Genomic DNA, 17,995 nt, shown 5'->3' with positions numbered 1-17,995 from the left:
AAAAAGAAGTTTTCAACTTTTTTTATTAAAAAGGTGAATTTTAGTGGATTTACTGATAATGATTTTCATTTGCTTTTGGATAAAAATTATTGTAGAAAAATATTATTTAAGACTATTTTCTATACTGGAAACAACACATAATTCCTCCAATAAAAGACAAACTTATACATGGAGGTGATTAAAATGGCAAAAAAGAGAAAAGCAAATCACATTATTCTAGGCATGAATGCTGCAAAAGGGCAAGGAATGGGTGCTGGTTTTAATGAGGAATTCGCCAATGAGCCACTGACAGAAGCACAAAAGCAAAACAACAAGAAAAGGAAAAAAAATCAATAATCGGGATTGGGAGGTGGGTAGATTTCTGCTTCCCTATTTTTTAGGTAGGTTAATTGAAAAAACCCGACAATTACATGCCGGGCAGTTTAACACTTATTTTTTATAAAGTATAATTTTGCAGCTTTTATGTTTTTTTGCAAGTTTCGAACCTATTTTTGCGAACAACAAAAGTATTTTTGCAAATTCCTCTGTTATTTGCAAAAGTTAAATTTTATATGCATGTTTCCGTTATTTTTTTGCAAACAATCAAACATTTTTTGCAATTCTTCTGTTTTATTTGCAAATCATTATTGAAACTCATTAACTTCCTGTACCATCGTGCTTAAGTCCTGCTGAAATTTCTCCAACTGTGCACGTTGTGTTTCTGAAGCCACTTCCAGCGCATTTTCAATTTGCTCATAAGCCTCATTCACTTCCTGTTTTAAATGCTTTAATTGGTGGCCGTAGCTTGCAGTATCTCTAACAATTTCATGATACAATTCTTCTGCATCCTCTACTCCCTGCTGGGCTGCTTGGAATGCTTGCTGTTTGTTTTTTTGATATGGCATGTTCTATTCACTCCTTCTTCATTTTGTACAATTAAATTGTGCAGTCCAATTAAAAAATATTCCGCATAATTTCTCATTTAGATTCCATCCTATTGATTAGGAGGGATGAAGAAATGAATAAGAACGATGGCAAGGATATGCGAAAAAATGCCCCAAAAGGGGATAATCCCGGTCAGCCAGAACCACTTAGCGGATCAAAGAAAGTGAAAAACCGCAATCATTCGAGACAAAAGCATAACAGCAATCACGATATGTAAAGTTATTAATAAACAGCTGTCGCTTATCGCTTCAGCTGTTATCCTTGTCTATATTAAAGTTAGTGAATAAAGGAGATGGACTTCTTCTTCCTTCGTTACAGCCCTTAAATCTATTAGAACTTCTTCTTTATGGATTCTAACAATCACTCCAGGTGAGAAACCCATTCTTAGCTTCCTTGCGAGCTGGTCCGCGCTCATTTTCTTATGTTTAATAACTGCAACATAAGTATAGAGCTCAACATCTGGCATCGTGCCTCCGCCTACTTGTCCAATGCTTTCCTTTAATGTTGCATCGTACAGATCAGTGCTGCTTAAAAGCTTGCTGATAAAGGCTTGCGTTCTTCTTTCCAGTTCTTCCTTTGAAGTTAATAAATCTCTAATCACAGGAATATTTTTCATCCCTGCATCCCCTTTTAAATAATCTATTAAAGTGCCTTCCAATGCAGCAAGTGTCATTTTGTCCACTCGTAAAACCCTTGCAAGCTGATGCTTCTTTAACTGATTTATTAGTTCCTTCTTACCCGCAATAATTCCTGCCTGCGGACCACCAAGCAGCTTATCCCCGCTAAATGAAACAAGATCCGCACCCTTTTGCAGCACTTCCTTAACTACCGGTTCATCGCCAATTCCTTTCTCTTCAAAATTAAAAAGCGCACCACTCCCTAAATCCTCGTAAAAAAGAATATTCCGTTCTTCCGCAAGCGATGCCAAATCTTCCGTTTCTACTGTTTTTGTAAAACCAATCACTTTAAAATTGCTTGTATGAACTTTTAAAACCATCGCCGTATGTTCAGTAATCGCTCGCTCATAATCTGCAAGATGTGTTTTATTTGTTGTACCTACTTCAACGAGTTCTGCACCACTTTCTTCCATTATAGAAGAGATCCGAAAAGAACCGCCGATTTCGACAAGCTGGCCTCTTGATACAATCACTTGACGGTTATTTGCTAATGCCTTAAGTATGAGGAAGACCGCTGCCGCATTATTATTTACAACCATAGCAGCCTCTGCACCTGTTAGCTCTTTCAACAGTCCTTCAATATGACTATGCCTTGAGCCACGCTCACCTTCTTCAAGCTTATACTCTAAATTGGAATAATGTAAGGCTGTTTCAAGCACATGTTTTACAGCACGTTCACTCAGTCTGGCACGTCCTAGGTTTGTATGCAGAATTGTCCCCGTTGCATTAATCACTCGTTTAATCGTGTAGCTATATTGCTTACCTACATGTTCCTCTAAACGCTGAAAAAGTAAATCTACAAATTGCTGACTGCCTGGATCAGATCCTTGCCATTTTCCATTGATAATTTCAGCACGAACGTTTTCAAGTACTTTTTTCATTTCATTTGTCATATGTATTGAATCAATCCCGCTCTTCTCCAACAATAGAACAAAACGCGAATCCTTTTGGAGCTCATGAACAGGAGGTATATTTCTTAGTAACTTCTTCAACTTGCCCCCTCCTTCTCTTGCAGATTTATTATATACCATTTTTGCCTTAGGGCTAAAGGAAGTCTAATTAACATTTTAGTTTACATAATATTTTTATATAAAACAAACCTTCCCTTTATATAGAGAAGGTTTGTTAAAAGGCTATGCTTCCATTTTTCCAATTACTTCTTGTGCTTTCGGAAATAAGCCTGTTTCATCTTTAGAGTAAATTTTCTCTCCGTTGACAGTCACTTCGAAAACCCCGCCAGAGCTAGGAACTAATTCCAATTTCTTGATATTTGTTCGAAAATGTGTAAATAACTCTTCCGCGAAACTCGCGGCCTTCGGTGCATAGTTTCACTGCATACAAAATTCGACTTTAACTTCGTAGGTTTTCATATCATTGACCTCCAAGTATAAATTCTCGAAACATTCATATTTTTTCACTTCTATTGTAGTATAAATGCAGTTTTTCCACAAATGTTGAAATACTATCAAGTGATTTTACTCAGTAATAGAGGTATACTGATGGTTGGAGGTGGTATCAGTGAGTGAGCAAGAAAAAATTCGTTTGACATCTTTGTCAACAAAAGCTGGCTGAGGCTGCAAAATTGGTCCTGAGGACTTGTCGCAAGTTTTGCGACTGCTGCCGAAACAAGATCCAGTTCCAGAATTGCTTGTTGGCCATGAAACAAGCGATGATGCTGGTGTGTATCAATTAACAGATTCAATTGCATTAATACAAACAATCGATTACTTTACTCCGATCGTCGATGATCCATATATGTTTGGCCAAATTGCCGCTGCAAATGCGCTTAGTGATGTCTATGCTATGGGAGGTCAGCCCAAAACAGTCCTAAATATTGTTGGTTATCCTGTTAAAAAACTGGGACCTGATATATTAGCAGAGATACTTAGAGGTGCAGCTGATAAGGTGAAAGAAGCCGGCGCAATTACGGTAGGAGGACATTCCATTGATGATCAAGAGCCTAAATTTGGTCTTTCTGTAACAGGTATTGTTCATCCAAACCATGTATGGAAAAATGTTGGTGCCAAGCCAGATGATGTACTGGTCCTAACAAAGCCGATTGGTGTTGGAATCATGACAACCGGGATTAAACGTGGAGTTGTGACCTTAGAACAAGAAAGAGAAGTAACCGAAACTATGGCTTCTCTTAATAAAATCGCTGCTGAAATTTTGACTTTCTTTACACCCCATGCGGTAACCGATGTGACTGGATTTGGTCTACTAGGTCATGGAAGCGAAATGGCTCGAGGAAGTAATGTAAGCCTTGAAATTGATTATAATCGTATCCCTATTCTTGATGGTACATATGAACTTGCTGTGAAAGGGGTCATTCCTGGAGGCACAAAAGCAAACTATAACTGGCTTGTGGATGACGTTGATTATGGCACCGTGGCACCTGATGAACAATATATTCTTTGCGATGCGATTACATCAGGAGGATTGCTTGTTGCCATGAGTAAAGAAGAGGCAGATCAATATGTTCAACAATTACATCATGCCGGGCTTCATTGTGCATCTATTATTGGGAGAGTATCCGAAAGACAGGAAAAACTCATTTATTTGATAAAGTGAAACTTCAATTAGTGGGGGGCTTCATCCCCCACTGATTGTTAGTTGAACTAATCACGCTCAGGTACGCCACGTCCTGTGGCTTTCGCCTGACTAGGACATCCTGTCAGTCGTCGGGCATTTACGGGATGTTGATCCCCCACTTGGAATTTTCTGTTCTCTCAATTTCTGAGTTGGGATTTTACAGCCCGTTAATCTGCGAGAAAGTGAAGGTGTTTTTATGGATGTTCAGGCATACTTAAAACGCATTTCGGTAAAAAAGGAAGAGCAGTTAACATTAGAATATCTGGCAAAACTCCAGAAAAATCATATGGAAAATATCCCATTTGAAAATTTAGATGTCACACGTAAAGTGGAAATTAAATTAATCATCGATCGCTTTCATGAAAAAGTTATGGGAAATGGGCGAGGAGGATTTTGCTATGAACTTAACGGGCTATTCCAACTGCTCTTAACAAATCTAGGCTATCATTCTCACCTCATAGCTTGCACCGTGAAAAAGCCTGAAGGGTGGGCAAAAGCAGATACACATGCTGCTATTATTGTTCACTTAGACCGTCCCTACCTTGTAGATGTTGGCTTCGGGGACTCTGTTCGACAGCCAATTCCCTTAACAGGAGTGGAACAGACGGATGTAAGCGGGACTTATCGAGTCATTCAAACTGAGCAAGGTTCATTTGATTTACAACGTTTTGATGAAAATCAATGGCAGACACTCTATCAATTTACAACCGCTGTTAAAAATATTGAAGATTTTACAGAAGGATGTCTATATAATCAAACGTCTCCAGACTCTACTTTCACACATGGTGATATCGTTACAATCGCGACTGCAGATGGCCGAATAACCTTATCTGGCTTAACCGTTACCCAAACGTAAAATGGGCAAAAGGAAAAATGGGAGCTTTCTGAGAAAGAAAAAATAAAGTTTCTTGAAAAACATTTTTATATTAAAATGTAAAAGGACTGCATTCGTTGCAGTCCTTAAGCCCATAGCAATAGTATCATTTGATCTATATTTTAAACTGAAAGATTCGGATCATCCGTGATATAACAATTATTAGACTCATTATAGAAGCTATTCCAAGCCAAATAATAATACTCGGCATTGTCATAAAGATTCCTTTCTGATTAAGAACTCTCCCACCCCCAATAAATGTCATGATTTGTGGAATAAAGATAAGCAGAAAGAGCGGGATCAGCCTAATAATGAGATAGAAAAATGAGAGCCATTTTGGACGTTTTTTGTATTTTTTCTCCCAGTCTGTTATACGAAGTAAGTTTCTAATTTCTAAAATGATAGTCAACACAATTAGAACGATCATTCCTATTTCTAGAAGTTTGCTGCCAAAAAAAGACTCTTCCGGTGGATGATTGGCTAATATCTTTGTAATCCCACTTATAAAAGAAGAATAGTCAACAAATGTATTCAACCCACTATTAAATAGCATGACGACACCATATCCATCTTCCGGCAATAAAACTTCTTCAGCTTTGTATGTCCATAAAATTCCGCTATGCTGAACTTGTTTTTTCCCATCCTCTGTTTCTCCGATATTCCAACCCATTCCATATGATATCTCTGAACTTGCAGAAGTTTGCATTATTTGAATACCATTAGAACTTAGTATTTGCTTATTCTTATACATCCCGCCATTTTGTTGTGAGATTAACCATTTCGCCATATCGTCAGCTGTAGAAACAATACCTGCTGGACCATCGATAAACCATTCTGGCTCATTTAGCCTAAGTGTAGAAGGCAAAACTTTAGAAAATATAAAGAAAAGTATTAAGAAAATCTTAATTTTAATTAGGTTAATGAATTCGCAATCAAATGTTGAATGGGAAAAAAGGCTAAATATGAAATGCATAAAACCTTTCATAAATAGGCTCGTTAATTGACTTTCTTGCTGTTTTAAAAATAGCCTTCAAATATGGCATCTGAGAAATTTTTTTAATATAAACTTTTAAAAGGCAAATCGGCTTTCATAGGTCTAGCCTAGTTTAAAAATAAAACTAAACAGCCCAAAACTTTCCAATCATAGAACCTTGGAAGGTTATTTAATATTCCTAAATTTAGTATAGTATGAGATATTTTAAGCTTTTAGAGAAAAATATTGACAAACTATTAGCTAGTTTTGCTGAATAAGAAAAGTTGTTTTTTTGTTGCCTTTTCTTTTAGGTTAATGTCCAATTTCTCCTGTTCCCACTTGTACAAACTCCTTAAGGATAATTTTACATATAGTATGGTGAAGGTATAGATACAACCAAGGAAGGATTTTTAATTGTTTAATAATTCATTTAGTGGTCAAGCTTTTCAACGTCATTATGTTGTCCAACTAATCTCTAAAAACCAAGTCACGTGATTTGGATTGTAAGTAAGGACCTGTTAAACCAGTATATTCAGGAAAAATATATGGAAGGAGAACAATGAATGGTAACCTTTTTCTTTACGGGAGATCTTCAAACATTTTCTATCCCACCAGATGTATGCTCTATAACCATCCGTGCTGTGGGTGCAGCAGGTGGCAATGGTGGGAATATCCCTGATTTTGGAACTAATGGTGGTGCTGGTGGAATCGGTGCTTCGATTCAAGGTGATTTTTCGGTGACCCCTGGAGAAACCCTATCCATATTGGTCGGAGGAGCAGGAATGAATAGCACTACAAGTGCTGGCGGCGGCGGCGGCGGTTCTTTTATTTGGCGTGGAAATGACTTCTCTGATTTAAGCCTTGCATCCCTTCTAATTGCTGCTGGTGGCGGCGGTGGCGGTGGCCAGGGTGAAATTACTAATGGTAATCCTGGAATAGATGCTTCGATTACTACAAATGGAACTGCTGGGAATCCTGGTGGTAGCGGCGGAACAAACGGCAATGGTGGTAGCGCCGTTGATAGCGGCGGTGGTGGCGCAGGCGTCTTTACAGATGGTGGTAGTGTTGGAGGTGGCGGTGGCGGTGGAACCGCGATCGACGCTGGAGGAATTGGCGGTACGGGTAGTGGTGGCGGAGGTACTGGTGGTTTTGGCGGTGGCGGTGGTGGCGCTTTCGATGGTGGCGGTGGTGGCGGCGGTTTTAGCGGTGGTGGTGGTGGTCAACAAATTGCAAATGCTGGTGATGGTGGCGGTGGCGGTGGCGGTTCTTTTAATGCAGGCAGCAACCAGATCAATACTGCCGGTGGCGGACAAGGGAACGGAGTCGTTGAAATTACCCTTATCCCTGATACTATACCACCAACCATCGAATGTCCTCCTGACATCACCGTTTTCAATGATCCAGGTTCAAATGGAGCTATTGTAGATTATCCACCTCCAACCGTGAGCGATAACTGCTCAGCTGTCACTACTGTTTGTTCGCCAGCATCTGGTTCTTTCTTTCTTCCCGGTACGACATCGGTCACTTGTACCGCAACAGATGCTGCTGGAAATACCAGCACTTGTACTTTCGATGTGACAGTGGTTGTTGATCCTTGTCGGTTTTTTAGTGGTAGATGTAGACGAAGATAGCAAGCTTTTTAATCTACACTATCTCGTATATTATATAGTAATATATTTATAGAAAAAGCGGTGTGGTGTAGTGATATGCTCCCTATAAAGTAGACAGATGAAATAACAAAAATCTGTTTATTATGGACTGATCCATAGTTTTAAGACTTAGAAAAAACACCTATGCTGCCTGTCCTTTAAATTCAATAGGGGATAGGTAGTTTAATTTTGCCTGAATGCGTATCCACAATTTCATTGTTATACAAGTCTATAATTGTTGATAAATACAACATTGTTGTCCCATAAAGTAAATATGTAATATCTATTACCCATTTTTCATTGGGTTTTATTGCACTGAACTGACAATTTAAAAGATTTTCTACTACCATATTACTTTCCCCGTTTAAGTATTTTGGTCGTTTCACTTTAATTTGACACTACACTTTGTATTTCTGCATGATTCTTTGGACAGTTTTCCGATTTACAACTAACTGGTATTTTCGCTTAAGTAAAGCTTTTATTTAACGGTGTCCATAACGAAAATATTTTTCTTCACAACGAGCGACAATTAGCTCCTCTAAAACTTGGCGATACTTTTTCTTCTAGCGATAATAAGTCGCTTTTGGTACTTTCAAAATGGCTAATATACTGATGATAGAATACATAGAACAAAGATCTTCAACAATCTTTAAGATTATCTCCGGCTCTATCTCCTTTCTAACTCTTGGTACTTTTTTAGAATTTCCAACTGTGTCTATAATTGTTTGTTCTTTCTTCTTAATTCCTCTACTTTACTTAATCCATATGGTCCCTTACCGTATGTGTATTGTTTGCCAACAGGCTGAGAAAATCTGTGAATCCGTCCTTCTCTATGCCATTTCATCCAAGTTTTAATTTGATAAACATTTTTAATGCCCAATTGGTCCATAATAGCGTGGTTGGTAAATCCTTTTTGTTTTAACTCGATCACTTTCCACTTAATTTCCTCTGGGTAATGAACTCTTGTCCCCATAAGAAAAACACCTTCAAAATCGTATAAGTAATAAATACGACTCAGGGGGTGTTTTTTCCTTGTCTCATTTTACTGGGTCACTCTACAGCTCAAGGGGGTTTTTGATTTGAGAATTTCCGAAATTAATTTTATGTTAACTAGATGTGTATAAAGTATTCATTTCTTTTTGATCCCATGTGTGGTTTAATCGTTATCTCCTTCGACTGCATCTGCCGCTAAAAAACCGACAAGGATCTACAATTACTCTCACGTTGAACGAACAAGTACTGGTATTTCCTGCAGCATCTGTAGCGATACAAGTGACAGTGGTATTACCGGGAGGAAAGAAAGATCCAGATGCTGGTGTACATAAAGCAGTAACGTTAGGACAATTGTCGCTTACTATTGGATCTGGAAAATTGACAATAGCTCCGTTTGTACCTGGATCATTAAATAATGTAATATCTTCAGGGCAATCAATCACCGGCACTTCGACATCGTTTACTGTTACTGTAAACGAACATTCTGCTGTATTTCCAGAGGTATCAGTAGCTAAACATGTCACTAAAGTAGTTCCAATAGGAAAAAGGGAACCTGATGCTGGTGTACAAACAAATGTTGCTCCAGGACAGTTATCATTTATGTTTGGCGGTGGAAAGTTCACTACTGCCCCACAAACACCAGGGTCATTATCCTGAGTGATGTTACCTGAACAGATAATAGTCGGTGGTTCGACATCGTTGACTGTGACCATAAAGGAACATTCCGCCGATCCTCCACAAATGTCGGAAGCCGTACAATTGACGATGGTGGTACCCACTGGGAACAGAGAACCAGAAGGCGGGCTGCAGCTAAAAGTCACTCCAGGACAGCTAGTACTTACAGTTGGATTTGGATAGTTGACAATGGCTCCGCATACACCCGGGTCATTATTTTGAGTGATGTTACCTGAACAAACGATAGTTGGTATGCGTTCTAGATCGCTAATGTTTCCAAAGATATCTTGACTGTTGTTACTCCGAGTGTCAGTCCATACTGAGATTAACTTTTCCGGTTCTGGCAAAGCTGGAGGAATAAAGGCCGAGTAGATATAATCACCAATAAATGTACTAGGATTACCAAAGGTTGGATCAGCATTAGGGTTAAAAGAAACGTCGGTTATCCGTGTATTTGTAAAATTGACTCCTCCATCAATAGAAACTGCTAAAAAAACATCTAGAAGAGTAGTAGATTCACGGTTTGTATAGTAAATAACAGTTACCGTGCCGCTGCATGGAGAAACGGATACAAACGGGAAAAAATTTTGGGTATCCTCTGGACTATTGTCAACACGAGTGGGGGGAGACCAGTTTGCTCCACCATCATCGGAGAAAGACAAAAGAATATGAGCATTGGATGTGCCGTAAGCCTGCCATACAGCATACACTCTTGCAAAGTTCGCAGAACCAAAACATTCGGATGTATCTACCCCAAGAAAAGCAAAGGTAGGGACACGGAATGCCCATTCAGGTACCTCCGCAGTTAGTGTAAAAGGAACTCGAACAATAGGACTGACATTAACAGTGGGACCGAAATTTACCCCTTCATCATCTGACCGGCGAATTCGAAACGTGGCGTTAGTGAAATCTCCCTCAATCCAAGCAACATATACTTCTCCATTCGGACCTACTTGAACATTTGATCCTTGGACAAAGGGAGCTCCTCCAATTGCCGCTGAGATGGCGACTGGCGCCATCCATGTCGAACCACCATCTTCAGACCTTTGAAGTAAAATTTGAGAGGTGGCTGCAGCATCATTAGTAAACCTAGTATAGCTAATATAGGCATTCCCTTGAAACGGACTTGTTAGCGTCTTGTCGAATGCAAGATATTCCTTATCATCAAAGAAATTATTGTCTATTCCAGAAACATTAATGGCATTAGAAAAAGTTGCTCCATCGTCAACTGACCGATAAACAATGATGGATGCCCTATCTACTGTATCTGAAACAGGTTGAACAGCGATACCAGCTAATAACCACCTATTGTTTAAATCGGCATCTATGATTGGGTCGCTTGTATTTCTAAATCCTACTGGAACTGGGAGAAACGAAGTTGTGAATGAAGCACCTCCATTAGTGGATCGATATACCCCGAATTGAGGAAATCCATTTGCAAGTGTATAGGCGTGAGAAGCAGCAATGATTGACGAGGGATTATTTGGATTGACCGCTACAGTAGGCTCATTTTCGGGCCGTCCATTTAAAGTTGAGATTCGAAAATCTGTTGAATCCACTTGTAGTATTGATACGGATGTATTTTCTTCATTCTCCTCATGTTCTTCACTTTGCACTATCATTTGTTGCATTGGAGGTGGACTCGTTATCCTTTTTATTCTTTCTTCTGACATAATCTATTACCGCCTTTCTGATTATTCATAAACTAAACTGATTCTGGATTTTGCCTTAGTTTGATAATATATACCAAATGTCCTTGTTATCTAAAAACTTATTTAGTATATAAACTTCCCTTAAATCGGTTTGGGCGACTTTTGATTGCCTTTCAAAAATAAATTGTGAAGAGGTCTTTCCTCTTAATTACAAAGTTCTAAATAATATATGCTAAGACAAACATCTAGTGCTTAGACTTAATACCCAAAGGAATAGTTTTATTTTTCACCTCCAATGATCTTCTGATTGAAATATACATCATGCTCTATTAGTAAAACAGTATTCCCTAAATCTCTTAACCCCTTTAATACATTTACTAGACCTAATGTATCCTTTGGGTGCAATCCAACAGTCGGCTCAACCATGATGTAAAGGACACCTGTTAAGGCTGAATCTAGAAGTGCGGATAACCTTACTCTTTGGGCTTCCCCTCCGGATAAAGTAATTACTTGACGTCCAATGTTAAGTAGCCCAATCCAATTTTTATAATTCTAGTAAGTTTGGTTGACAAATCCTGATCTAATATTCAATTTCTTGCTGCTTTTTTCGGGCCAATTTCTTATTGGACTAAACATAAAAATAGAGTGTCCGATACTAATGGACACCCTCTAAAAACCTTATGTACTTATGATACTGTCACCGTTAAATTCATGGGAATTTTTGTTTACTAGTTATTATATTACATTTTCTTTTAAATTGATTTTCTAAACAAATACAATCCAAATCCTAAAGTATCTCTCCCCCACTTCAAGTAAGTTGTTCTCCATGTCCGAATTCGGTTTAGCATCGCATCTCGATCTGGATCATCAGGATTTTCCTGACAATAATTTTCAATTGATGAAGAATAAAGCCATTCGTATTCATCCCACTCATCATCGTTTGAAACATATGACCATAGAGGAACTAAACCCAAATCCTCACCAACCATTACATTCTCTGCATGGGTTTTTAGTTCCGACTCATCCACTCCTCCAAGAGCAGCTAAATACTCCTTACTAGGAGACTGTTTCCAATAACCTTCACCGATTAGAATATATCCATTTTTCTTAACTACCCGATTCAGTGTCTGTAATGTTGATTCCAATCCACCTAATGCATGTGTTGAACCAATGCACATACCTAGTTCATAACCTTCTTTTATACATTTATCGATTGCAGTCCTCGCATCATCCACGATAAATTCTAAACGGTCATCAGGAATTCTGCCGTTTGCATTCCTTTTCGCTTCCTTAATGGCACCTTCATACAATTCTATTCCAGTTGCGGATACATTATATTTTTCGATTAGACGAATGATTAGTTCACTTTTACCAGAACCAATATCAATAACCGTATCCAGTGAATCCAATGAAATCATTTCAAGCATTTTCATCATCTTTGTCTCACTAATTGGGTTACTGAAAGCATGATTACGGTGCGCAATCGCTGAAAACTTATTTCTATCCAAATTTAACAACTCCTTTAGAGCTGAATATTTAATCCAATTACCAAAATATGTTAATTTTAATGAAAGCTATTATCCGGTAAATATAAAAAACTTGCAAATTATAAATTATCTACTGCTTAATATATTCGGATTGAAGAATCCCCATATGAAAAATGTCATGCCAATGACCATTTCTAAACAAGGACTGTCTGCTAACCCCTTCATGTTTAAAGCCAATTTTCGTATATAAATTTATCGCTTTTTCATTAAACGAAAACACTCTTAGTGATACTCGATGTAAATTCATTTCCTGAAAGGCATAATCGAGCAATAATTTTAATGTTTCTTTTGCGTATCCCTTTCCCCAGAAATCCTTTTCACCAATATCAATAATACATTCACCATTTCTATTTTTATAATCAATATTAATTAATGATGTAATACCAATGGACTTATTTAATTCCTTTTCAAATATTATATAACTTTTTGAAGAACTGGAGCTTAATATAACATTTTCCACAAATTCTTTTGTATCTTGTAATGTATAAAGATCTAGTGAGGGATTTGTTGATACCATGACATCCATATCATTTCTCCAAGAATGATACATTTCTGCATCCTCACTTACCATTTTTCTTAAACTGATTCTATTAGAGTTAAACAATACATTACTCTCCCTTATTAAATAAGTTCAACTGCCATTCCTAGTTTTTAATTTTCCACCCCAAGTAAATAATAGAGTGAACTATGAAAAACTTCTAACTGATCATACACAAAATTAGAAGTCTCGCCAAGCTGTGAAGTATTTAGCATGAGACCATCTACAAATGAAAGCATAAAATGTGCAATAGATCTAACATCTTTTTGAGGTGCAAATTCTCCTGACTCAACTCCTTGTTGAAGAAAATTTGTGATTCCCTCAATAACTCTCTTATGTCTTTGCTCAAAAAAAGTAGTATCTTCTAATGAAAAGAAATATTCTGCCCTTGCTTGAACAAGTGATGGTTGACGCAACAGATCTACTACTTCCTTGTAAATCAAGGTATTCAACTGATCAACAAATTTCATATTGCAGACTTCTTCTATAAAAGTAAAAGAATGATTATCTACTATTGCTAAAACTTCCAAAAAAACTTGCTCAATACTATCGAAATAAGAATATAGAGTTCCTCTTGCTATATTTGCTTCAAGCATGATGTCATTCATTGAGGTATCTGTGTAACCTTTAGTTTCAAATACTTTTTTCGCAGCGTGAGCTATTTCTAATTGTTTTTTTCTCCGATAAGCTTCAGTTACTTTTGGCACAAATATTACTACCTCCTTCTCATTAAAATGAACAACAATGTCTATTTTATAATACTAGACATTGTTGTTCATTTTCAAGTCTTATTTTTAACTGTACTTACACTCTTCCCCTTGAACGTTTTGTAACTTCAACAAAAAGAGTATTGATCCTTTTTGGATCAACACCCCTATGAATGTTATTTTAACACCTTACATATTTACGTTTGAAACCCAGCTTCCCTCTATCAATTTCTTTTTGAATACTTTCGTAAGCGTTTAGGAAACTGCTTTTTTTCATTCCCCGTTTGACTTCTACTATGCCTACTTCCTTTGCGGTCTCGACTGCCTTTTCATGAAGAGGCAAATATGAAATCCCCACAGTGTATAGAAAATTATTCATAGCGGATTTCGTTCGCTCTGGCGAATCGTGAATCGTATCTTTCACAAAATCAAGCAGATTGAAAATCTTACTTTCAGAAAACTCATTGTCCTTACGATTCCCTAAAAGCCAGCAATAGCAACTCCAGCCCCCTGACATTCTCAGCTCATTACCGCTTGCAATCCACTTATCTGAAACGTCTTGGGCAATATCTGACTCTGATAAAGTTACTGCCACCACATAATCGGACAGCATATAAAAATACGCTCCATCCATCCAACGGTCAAAATCCGATTCATTCATTGCTTTTGGATCTGCAATAATCCCTGCAAAGTACATGGCATCGTAGTTACCTGTGGCGTAAAGTTCTTCAGCTAAAGATTGATTTATTTTTATTTTCTTTGCAATTGGTTTCATGGCACCAGTTGCCACTCCAAAAAGCGGATCATGCGCACCATTGGATATGTACATTTTTTTAGTTCGTTCCTTACCAAGGGCTTCAAGCTCTCGCATAACTGTTTCGAAATCCATAGTTTTGCACTTCCTCCTTAAAAATACCCAATTAATTGTGAAAAAGGTTTGTTTCTTTACCAGTCTTTCATACTTCTCTATTTTACCATTATTCATTTCAAGTAATTGGACTACAGCCAACATTTTTAGAAAATCCTCCATGTTATAATGTATTAGAGATAATTTTGGGAGGGATTAAAATTGAGAAGCGAATACGAAATGATGGAATTAATTCTTGGTATCGCCAAAAAAGATGAAAGAATATAAACTAAATTACGAATATCCAGAATATGATGAACAAATAACTAACTATACTCTAAAAATTTATCATTCCTTATATCTGTCAAAGGAGAAAAGGAGAAGCTGAATGCCAATATGTCGTTCAACTTCATTACAAAAAATAACTTACGGCAAATACTTTGACTTTATCAGCATCTCCTCACACATTCATCTTGGAATAGATTTAAAAAGGACAGCTAATCATAGCTGTCCTTTCCATGTTTACTTGCTCAGTTTCTCTAACATATCTGCTGTCATTTTTGCTAAATCAAATTCCGCTTTAAAGCCCCACTCTTCCTTTGCTGCACTAGCATCGATTGAATTTGGCCAGCTATCGGCAATTTTTTGACGAACAGGATCGACGTTATAATTCATTTCAAAGCTTGGGATATGCTTGCGGATTTCAGCTGCAATTTCTTCTGGATCAAAGCTCATTGCCGTCACATTAAATGAATTTCTGTGTAATAATTTGGATGCATCAGCCTCCATTAATTCGACAATTGCATTTAATGCATCAGGCATATACATCATATCCATATATGTTCCTTTATCAATATAAGATGTATATCGTCTATTTTTAATGGCCTCATAATAAATTTCAACTGCATAGTCCGTAGTTCCACCTCCAGGAGGAGTTACATAGGAAATCAAGCCAGGAAATCTTAATCCTCTCGTATCAACACCAAACTTATGATAGTAATAATCAGCTAGCAGCTCACCAGCTACTTTATTTACCCCGTACATTGTTGTCGGACGCTGAATGGTATCCTGAGGTGTATGATCCTTTGGCGTAGAAGGGCCGAACGCTCCGATTGAGCTAGGTGTGAAAAACTGACAGCTTAATTCCCTTGCAGTTTCTAGTGCATTCATAAGTCCACCCATGTTTAAATTCCAAGCGAATACAGGATTTGCCTCTGCAGTCGCAGATAGCAGTGCTGCCATATGAATAACTGTATCAACTTTATATTTCTTCGCTACCTCAATCATCGTTTTTGAGTCAGTTACGTCTACCACTTCAAAAGGACCCGACTGTGCAGCTTCTGTTTCATTTTTTCGAATATCTGTTGCAATCACATTATCTGTACCATAAATATCTCTGAGCTTAACAGTTAATTCAGACCCAATTTGCCCTAATGCACCTGTAATAAAGATCTTTTTCATTGATTGCCTCCATCTCTTCCCTTTTCGAAAGTGTTCTCTATCTAAGAAATGTTCATCTTTTAGATAATGCCCATTTCCTTTCCAACCTTTTCATAAATCGCAATTGCTTGATCAAGCATTTCCTTTGTATGTGCAGCAGAAGGCATATTTCTTACTCTGCCTGTTCCTCTTGGTACGGTTGGGAACACGATTGACTTCGCATAAACGCCTTCTTCATTCAGCTTTTTACTGAACTCCTGTGTTTTTACTTCATCACCGATAATACATGGTGTAATTGGTGTTTCACTATTCCCGATATCAAACCCTAATTTCTTTAATCCTGCTTTTAAATAGTTTGCGTTATCCCATAGCTTCTCATTTAATTCAGTGCTTTCCATTAATATTTCGATCGCCTTCGTGCTCGCAACAACATCAGCAGGTGTTAATGAAGTAGAGAAAAGGAAAGGTCTGCTGCGAACTTTTAGCCAATCAATAAGTTCGCGCTTCCCAGCCACATAACCGCCCACAACGCCAATTGCTTTAGAAAGTGTTCCGATTTGAAAATCAATTTTATCGGATAATCCGAAATGCTTAACTGTTCCTGCTCCATCACCTAGAACACCTGATCCGTGTGCATCATCTACGTACGTTATTAGATCAAATTCCTCAGCAATTTCAACAATTTCAGGAAGTTTTGCGATATCCCCGTCCATTGAGAAAACCCCATCCGTGATAACCATGATTTTATTATAAAGACCTGATTCTTTCGCTTCCTTCGCTTTCGCTCTTAAATCTTCCATGTCAGAATGGTTAACCCGAATAATTTTTGCTTTTGATAAACGGCAGCCATCAATAATTGAAGCATGATTTAATTCGTCTGAAAGGATCGCATCATTTTTATCCATTACAGCTGAAATCGCTGCCATATTACAATTGAACCCTGATTGATACGCAATTGCAGCCTCTGTATGTTTAAACTCAGCTAATTTTTCTTCAAGTTTAAGATGAATATCCAATGTTCCATTAATTGTCCGGACAGCTCCAGCACCAACCCCATATTTGTTAAGTGCATCAGTCGCTGCTTTTTTCAATCGTTCATCTGTTGCCAGACCTAAATAGTTATTGGAAGAAAGGTTAATTAATTCTTTTCCATTTATTTTAATGACTGGTCCATTCGGGCTTTCAAGAGGGTCGATCACATTGTATAACCCTTTGCCTCTTAAATCTTCTAGATTCTCATTTAAAAATGCATCTAATGTTTTACTTGTCATTATTAAATCCCCCAGTTAGATATTTTCACACTAATTGTCACCTTACAGTATACAGTTGTTTTTCTAGAAAGGACATCTGCAACCTTGTTATGTAAAGGATTCTTAGATTATACTTTAACATAATTTTTAACTTTGTACATACCTCATGGACAGAATAGACGGTAAAATTTTTTAGCTGCATTTCCTAGTTTGCTCTATTTTTTTAAAAGTAATGAGTAGGTATTTAAACGAAAAAAACCTCCTTTTTCTCATCCAAAAGAAAAAAAGAAGGCTCGTACTTACGAAACCATCTCATTCTCATCTTCCAGACACGTAATGCATCTGCAGGAATTGGCACAGTGTTCATTTAAGAACCTGCTGCCGAGACTTCTTAGGGCCTGTCCCTCAGTCTCTCTGGATAAGAAAGTGATGTGTTGCTATTCATTTTTTGCTATTCCAACTTCTATTTTATTTAAATAATCCTAAAAGTCAAGCAATTCAATAAGTTTCGTGATTAAAATCTTCTCACTTGTTCTTATTTCCAAACTTCTTCATATAATTATACTGTTGTTGCAAATAGGACATCCCCATCCATACAATACATATTTTTAGAAAACATCATTGTCCTATGTCAAAGCATTTCATTCTATCTATTAT

18 protein-coding genes, 2 pseudogenes and 1 riboswitch are annotated in these 17,995 nt (G+C 37.5%); of the genes and pseudogenes, 5 read left to right on the top strand and 15 right to left on the bottom strand.

Annotation, left to right across the window (positions count from 1 at the left end; genetic code table 11):
- Positions 1 to 183: 183 nt before the first annotated feature.
- A complete protein-coding gene (gene sspO / locus AN957_RS12945) occupies positions 184 to 336 on the top strand; it encodes a small acid-soluble spore protein O (protein ID WP_053475909.1) in 153 nt (50 codons plus the stop codon).
- Between the two features lie 287 nt (positions 337 to 623).
- Here sspO and AN957_RS12940 read toward each other — a convergent pair whose 3' ends face one another.
- A complete protein-coding gene (locus AN957_RS12940; RefSeq protein ID WP_053475908.1) occupies positions 624 to 884 on the bottom strand; it encodes a hypothetical protein in 261 nt (86 codons plus the stop codon).
- Positions 885 to 997: 113 nt separating this feature from the next.
- On the opposite strand from AN957_RS12940, the gene AN957_RS26890 reads away from it, so the two are divergent.
- Entirely contained in the window at positions 998 to 1,141 is a 144-nt protein-coding gene (locus AN957_RS26890; protein ID WP_075209142.1) for a small acid-soluble spore protein P, read from the top strand.
- A 48-nt stretch (positions 1,142 to 1,189) separates the two neighbouring features.
- On the opposite strand, the gene selA is transcribed toward AN957_RS26890, so the two are convergent.
- On the bottom strand, positions 1,190 to 2,593 hold the full coding sequence (selA, locus tag AN957_RS12935; protein ID WP_053475907.1) for an L-seryl-tRNA(Sec) selenium transferase: 1,404 nt from the start codon (positions 2,591 to 2,593) through the stop codon (positions 1,190 to 1,192).
- A 141-nt stretch (positions 2,594 to 2,734) separates the two neighbouring features.
- Complete coding sequence (locus tag AN957_RS28090) at positions 2,735 to 2,971, bottom strand: Rdx family protein (protein ID WP_342668482.1); 237 nt, start codon at positions 2,969 to 2,971, stop codon at positions 2,735 to 2,737.
- A gap of 148 nt (positions 2,972 to 3,119) precedes the next feature.
- Between AN957_RS28090 and selD the strand changes: the two genes are divergently transcribed.
- Together selD and AN957_RS12925 are read left to right on the top strand one after the other, a co-directional pair.
- Positions 3,120 to 4,172 (top strand): selenide, water dikinase SelD, encoded by a 1,053-nt coding sequence (gene selD, locus AN957_RS12930; RefSeq protein ID WP_082446566.1) that lies wholly within the window; start codon positions 3,120 to 3,122, stop codon positions 4,170 to 4,172.
- A 217-nt stretch (positions 4,173 to 4,389) separates the two neighbouring features.
- On the top strand, positions 4,390 to 5,049 hold the full coding sequence (locus AN957_RS12925; protein ID WP_245637786.1) for an arylamine N-acetyltransferase family protein: 660 nt from the start codon (positions 4,390 to 4,392) through the stop codon (positions 5,047 to 5,049).
- Between the two features lie 133 nt (positions 5,050 to 5,182).
- On the opposite strand, the gene AN957_RS12920 is transcribed toward AN957_RS12925, so the two are convergent.
- Complete coding sequence (locus tag AN957_RS12920; RefSeq protein WP_056684502.1) at positions 5,183 to 6,052, bottom strand: serine hydrolase; 870 nt, start codon at positions 6,050 to 6,052, stop codon at positions 5,183 to 5,185.
- A 551-nt stretch (positions 6,053 to 6,603) separates the two neighbouring features.
- On the opposite strand from AN957_RS12920, the gene AN957_RS28840 reads away from it, so the two are divergent.
- A complete protein-coding gene (locus AN957_RS28840) occupies positions 6,604 to 7,671 on the top strand; it encodes an HYR domain-containing protein (RefSeq protein WP_056684499.1) in 1,068 nt (355 codons plus the stop codon).
- Between the two features lie 224 nt (positions 7,672 to 7,895).
- On the opposite strand, the pseudogene AN957_RS29180 reads toward AN957_RS28840, so the two are convergent.
- The 11 genes and pseudogenes from AN957_RS29180 to AN957_RS12870 form a co-directional block, all read right to left on the bottom strand.
- Positions 7,896 to 8,087, bottom strand: a pseudogene (locus AN957_RS29180) (hypothetical protein); the annotation flags it as partial.
- A complete protein-coding gene (locus tag AN957_RS29175; protein WP_075209303.1) occupies positions 8,088 to 8,171 on the bottom strand; it encodes an IS3 family transposase in 84 nt (27 codons plus the stop codon).
- 233 nt (positions 8,172 to 8,404) lie between these two features.
- Entirely contained in the window at positions 8,405 to 8,662 is a 258-nt protein-coding gene (locus AN957_RS12905) for a hypothetical protein (protein ID WP_053475901.1), read from the bottom strand.
- Positions 8,663 to 8,852: 190 nt separating this feature from the next.
- Complete coding sequence (locus AN957_RS12900; RefSeq protein ID WP_056684496.1) at positions 8,853 to 11,030, bottom strand: HYR domain-containing protein; 2,178 nt, start codon at positions 11,028 to 11,030, stop codon at positions 8,853 to 8,855.
- 294 nt (positions 11,031 to 11,324) lie between these two features.
- Positions 11,325 to 11,584: pseudogene (gene uvrA / locus AN957_RS26875) on the bottom strand (ABC-ATPase UvrA); the annotation flags it as partial.
- Positions 11,585 to 11,761: 177 nt separating this feature from the next.
- Positions 11,762 to 12,517 carry an SAM-dependent methyltransferase gene (locus AN957_RS12895; RefSeq protein WP_056684494.1) on the bottom strand — a complete coding sequence of 252 codons (756 nt, stop codon included), beginning with the start codon at positions 12,515 to 12,517 and terminating at the stop codon, positions 11,762 to 11,764.
- A gap of 109 nt (positions 12,518 to 12,626) precedes the next feature.
- Positions 12,627 to 13,160, bottom strand: coding sequence for a GNAT family N-acetyltransferase (locus tag AN957_RS12890; protein WP_281176500.1), 534 nt, complete (start codon positions 13,158 to 13,160; stop codon positions 12,627 to 12,629).
- A gap of 47 nt (positions 13,161 to 13,207) precedes the next feature.
- Complete coding sequence (locus AN957_RS12885) at positions 13,208 to 13,801, bottom strand: TetR/AcrR family transcriptional regulator (RefSeq protein ID WP_053475900.1); 594 nt, start codon at positions 13,799 to 13,801, stop codon at positions 13,208 to 13,210.
- A gap of 181 nt (positions 13,802 to 13,982) precedes the next feature.
- The gene (locus AN957_RS12880) at positions 13,983 to 14,690 is read right to left on the bottom strand and encodes a DNA alkylation repair protein (protein WP_053477517.1); all 708 of its coding nucleotides are present in this window, start codon (positions 14,688 to 14,690) and stop codon (positions 13,983 to 13,985) included.
- A gap of 480 nt (positions 14,691 to 15,170) precedes the next feature.
- The gene (locus AN957_RS12875; RefSeq protein ID WP_053475899.1) at positions 15,171 to 16,109 is read right to left on the bottom strand and encodes an L-threonine 3-dehydrogenase; all 939 of its coding nucleotides are present in this window, start codon (positions 16,107 to 16,109) and stop codon (positions 15,171 to 15,173) included.
- A 59-nt stretch (positions 16,110 to 16,168) separates the two neighbouring features.
- The gene (locus tag AN957_RS12870) at positions 16,169 to 17,359 is read right to left on the bottom strand and encodes a glycine C-acetyltransferase (protein ID WP_056684491.1); all 1,191 of its coding nucleotides are present in this window, start codon (positions 17,357 to 17,359) and stop codon (positions 16,169 to 16,171) included.
- 294 nt (positions 17,360 to 17,653) lie between these two features.
- Positions 17,654 to 17,763, bottom strand: a riboswitch (SAM riboswitch).
- Positions 17,764 to 17,995: the final 232 nt, after the last annotated feature.

It is taken from the genome of Cytobacillus solani (assembly GCF_001420595.1).
In the GTDB taxonomy this organism is placed as follows: domain Bacteria; phylum Bacillota; class Bacilli; order Bacillales; family Cytobacillaceae; genus Cytobacillus; species Cytobacillus solani.
The sequence above is the reverse complement of the archived record's forward strand: the minus strand, read 5'-3'. Positions and strand labels throughout refer to the sequence as shown.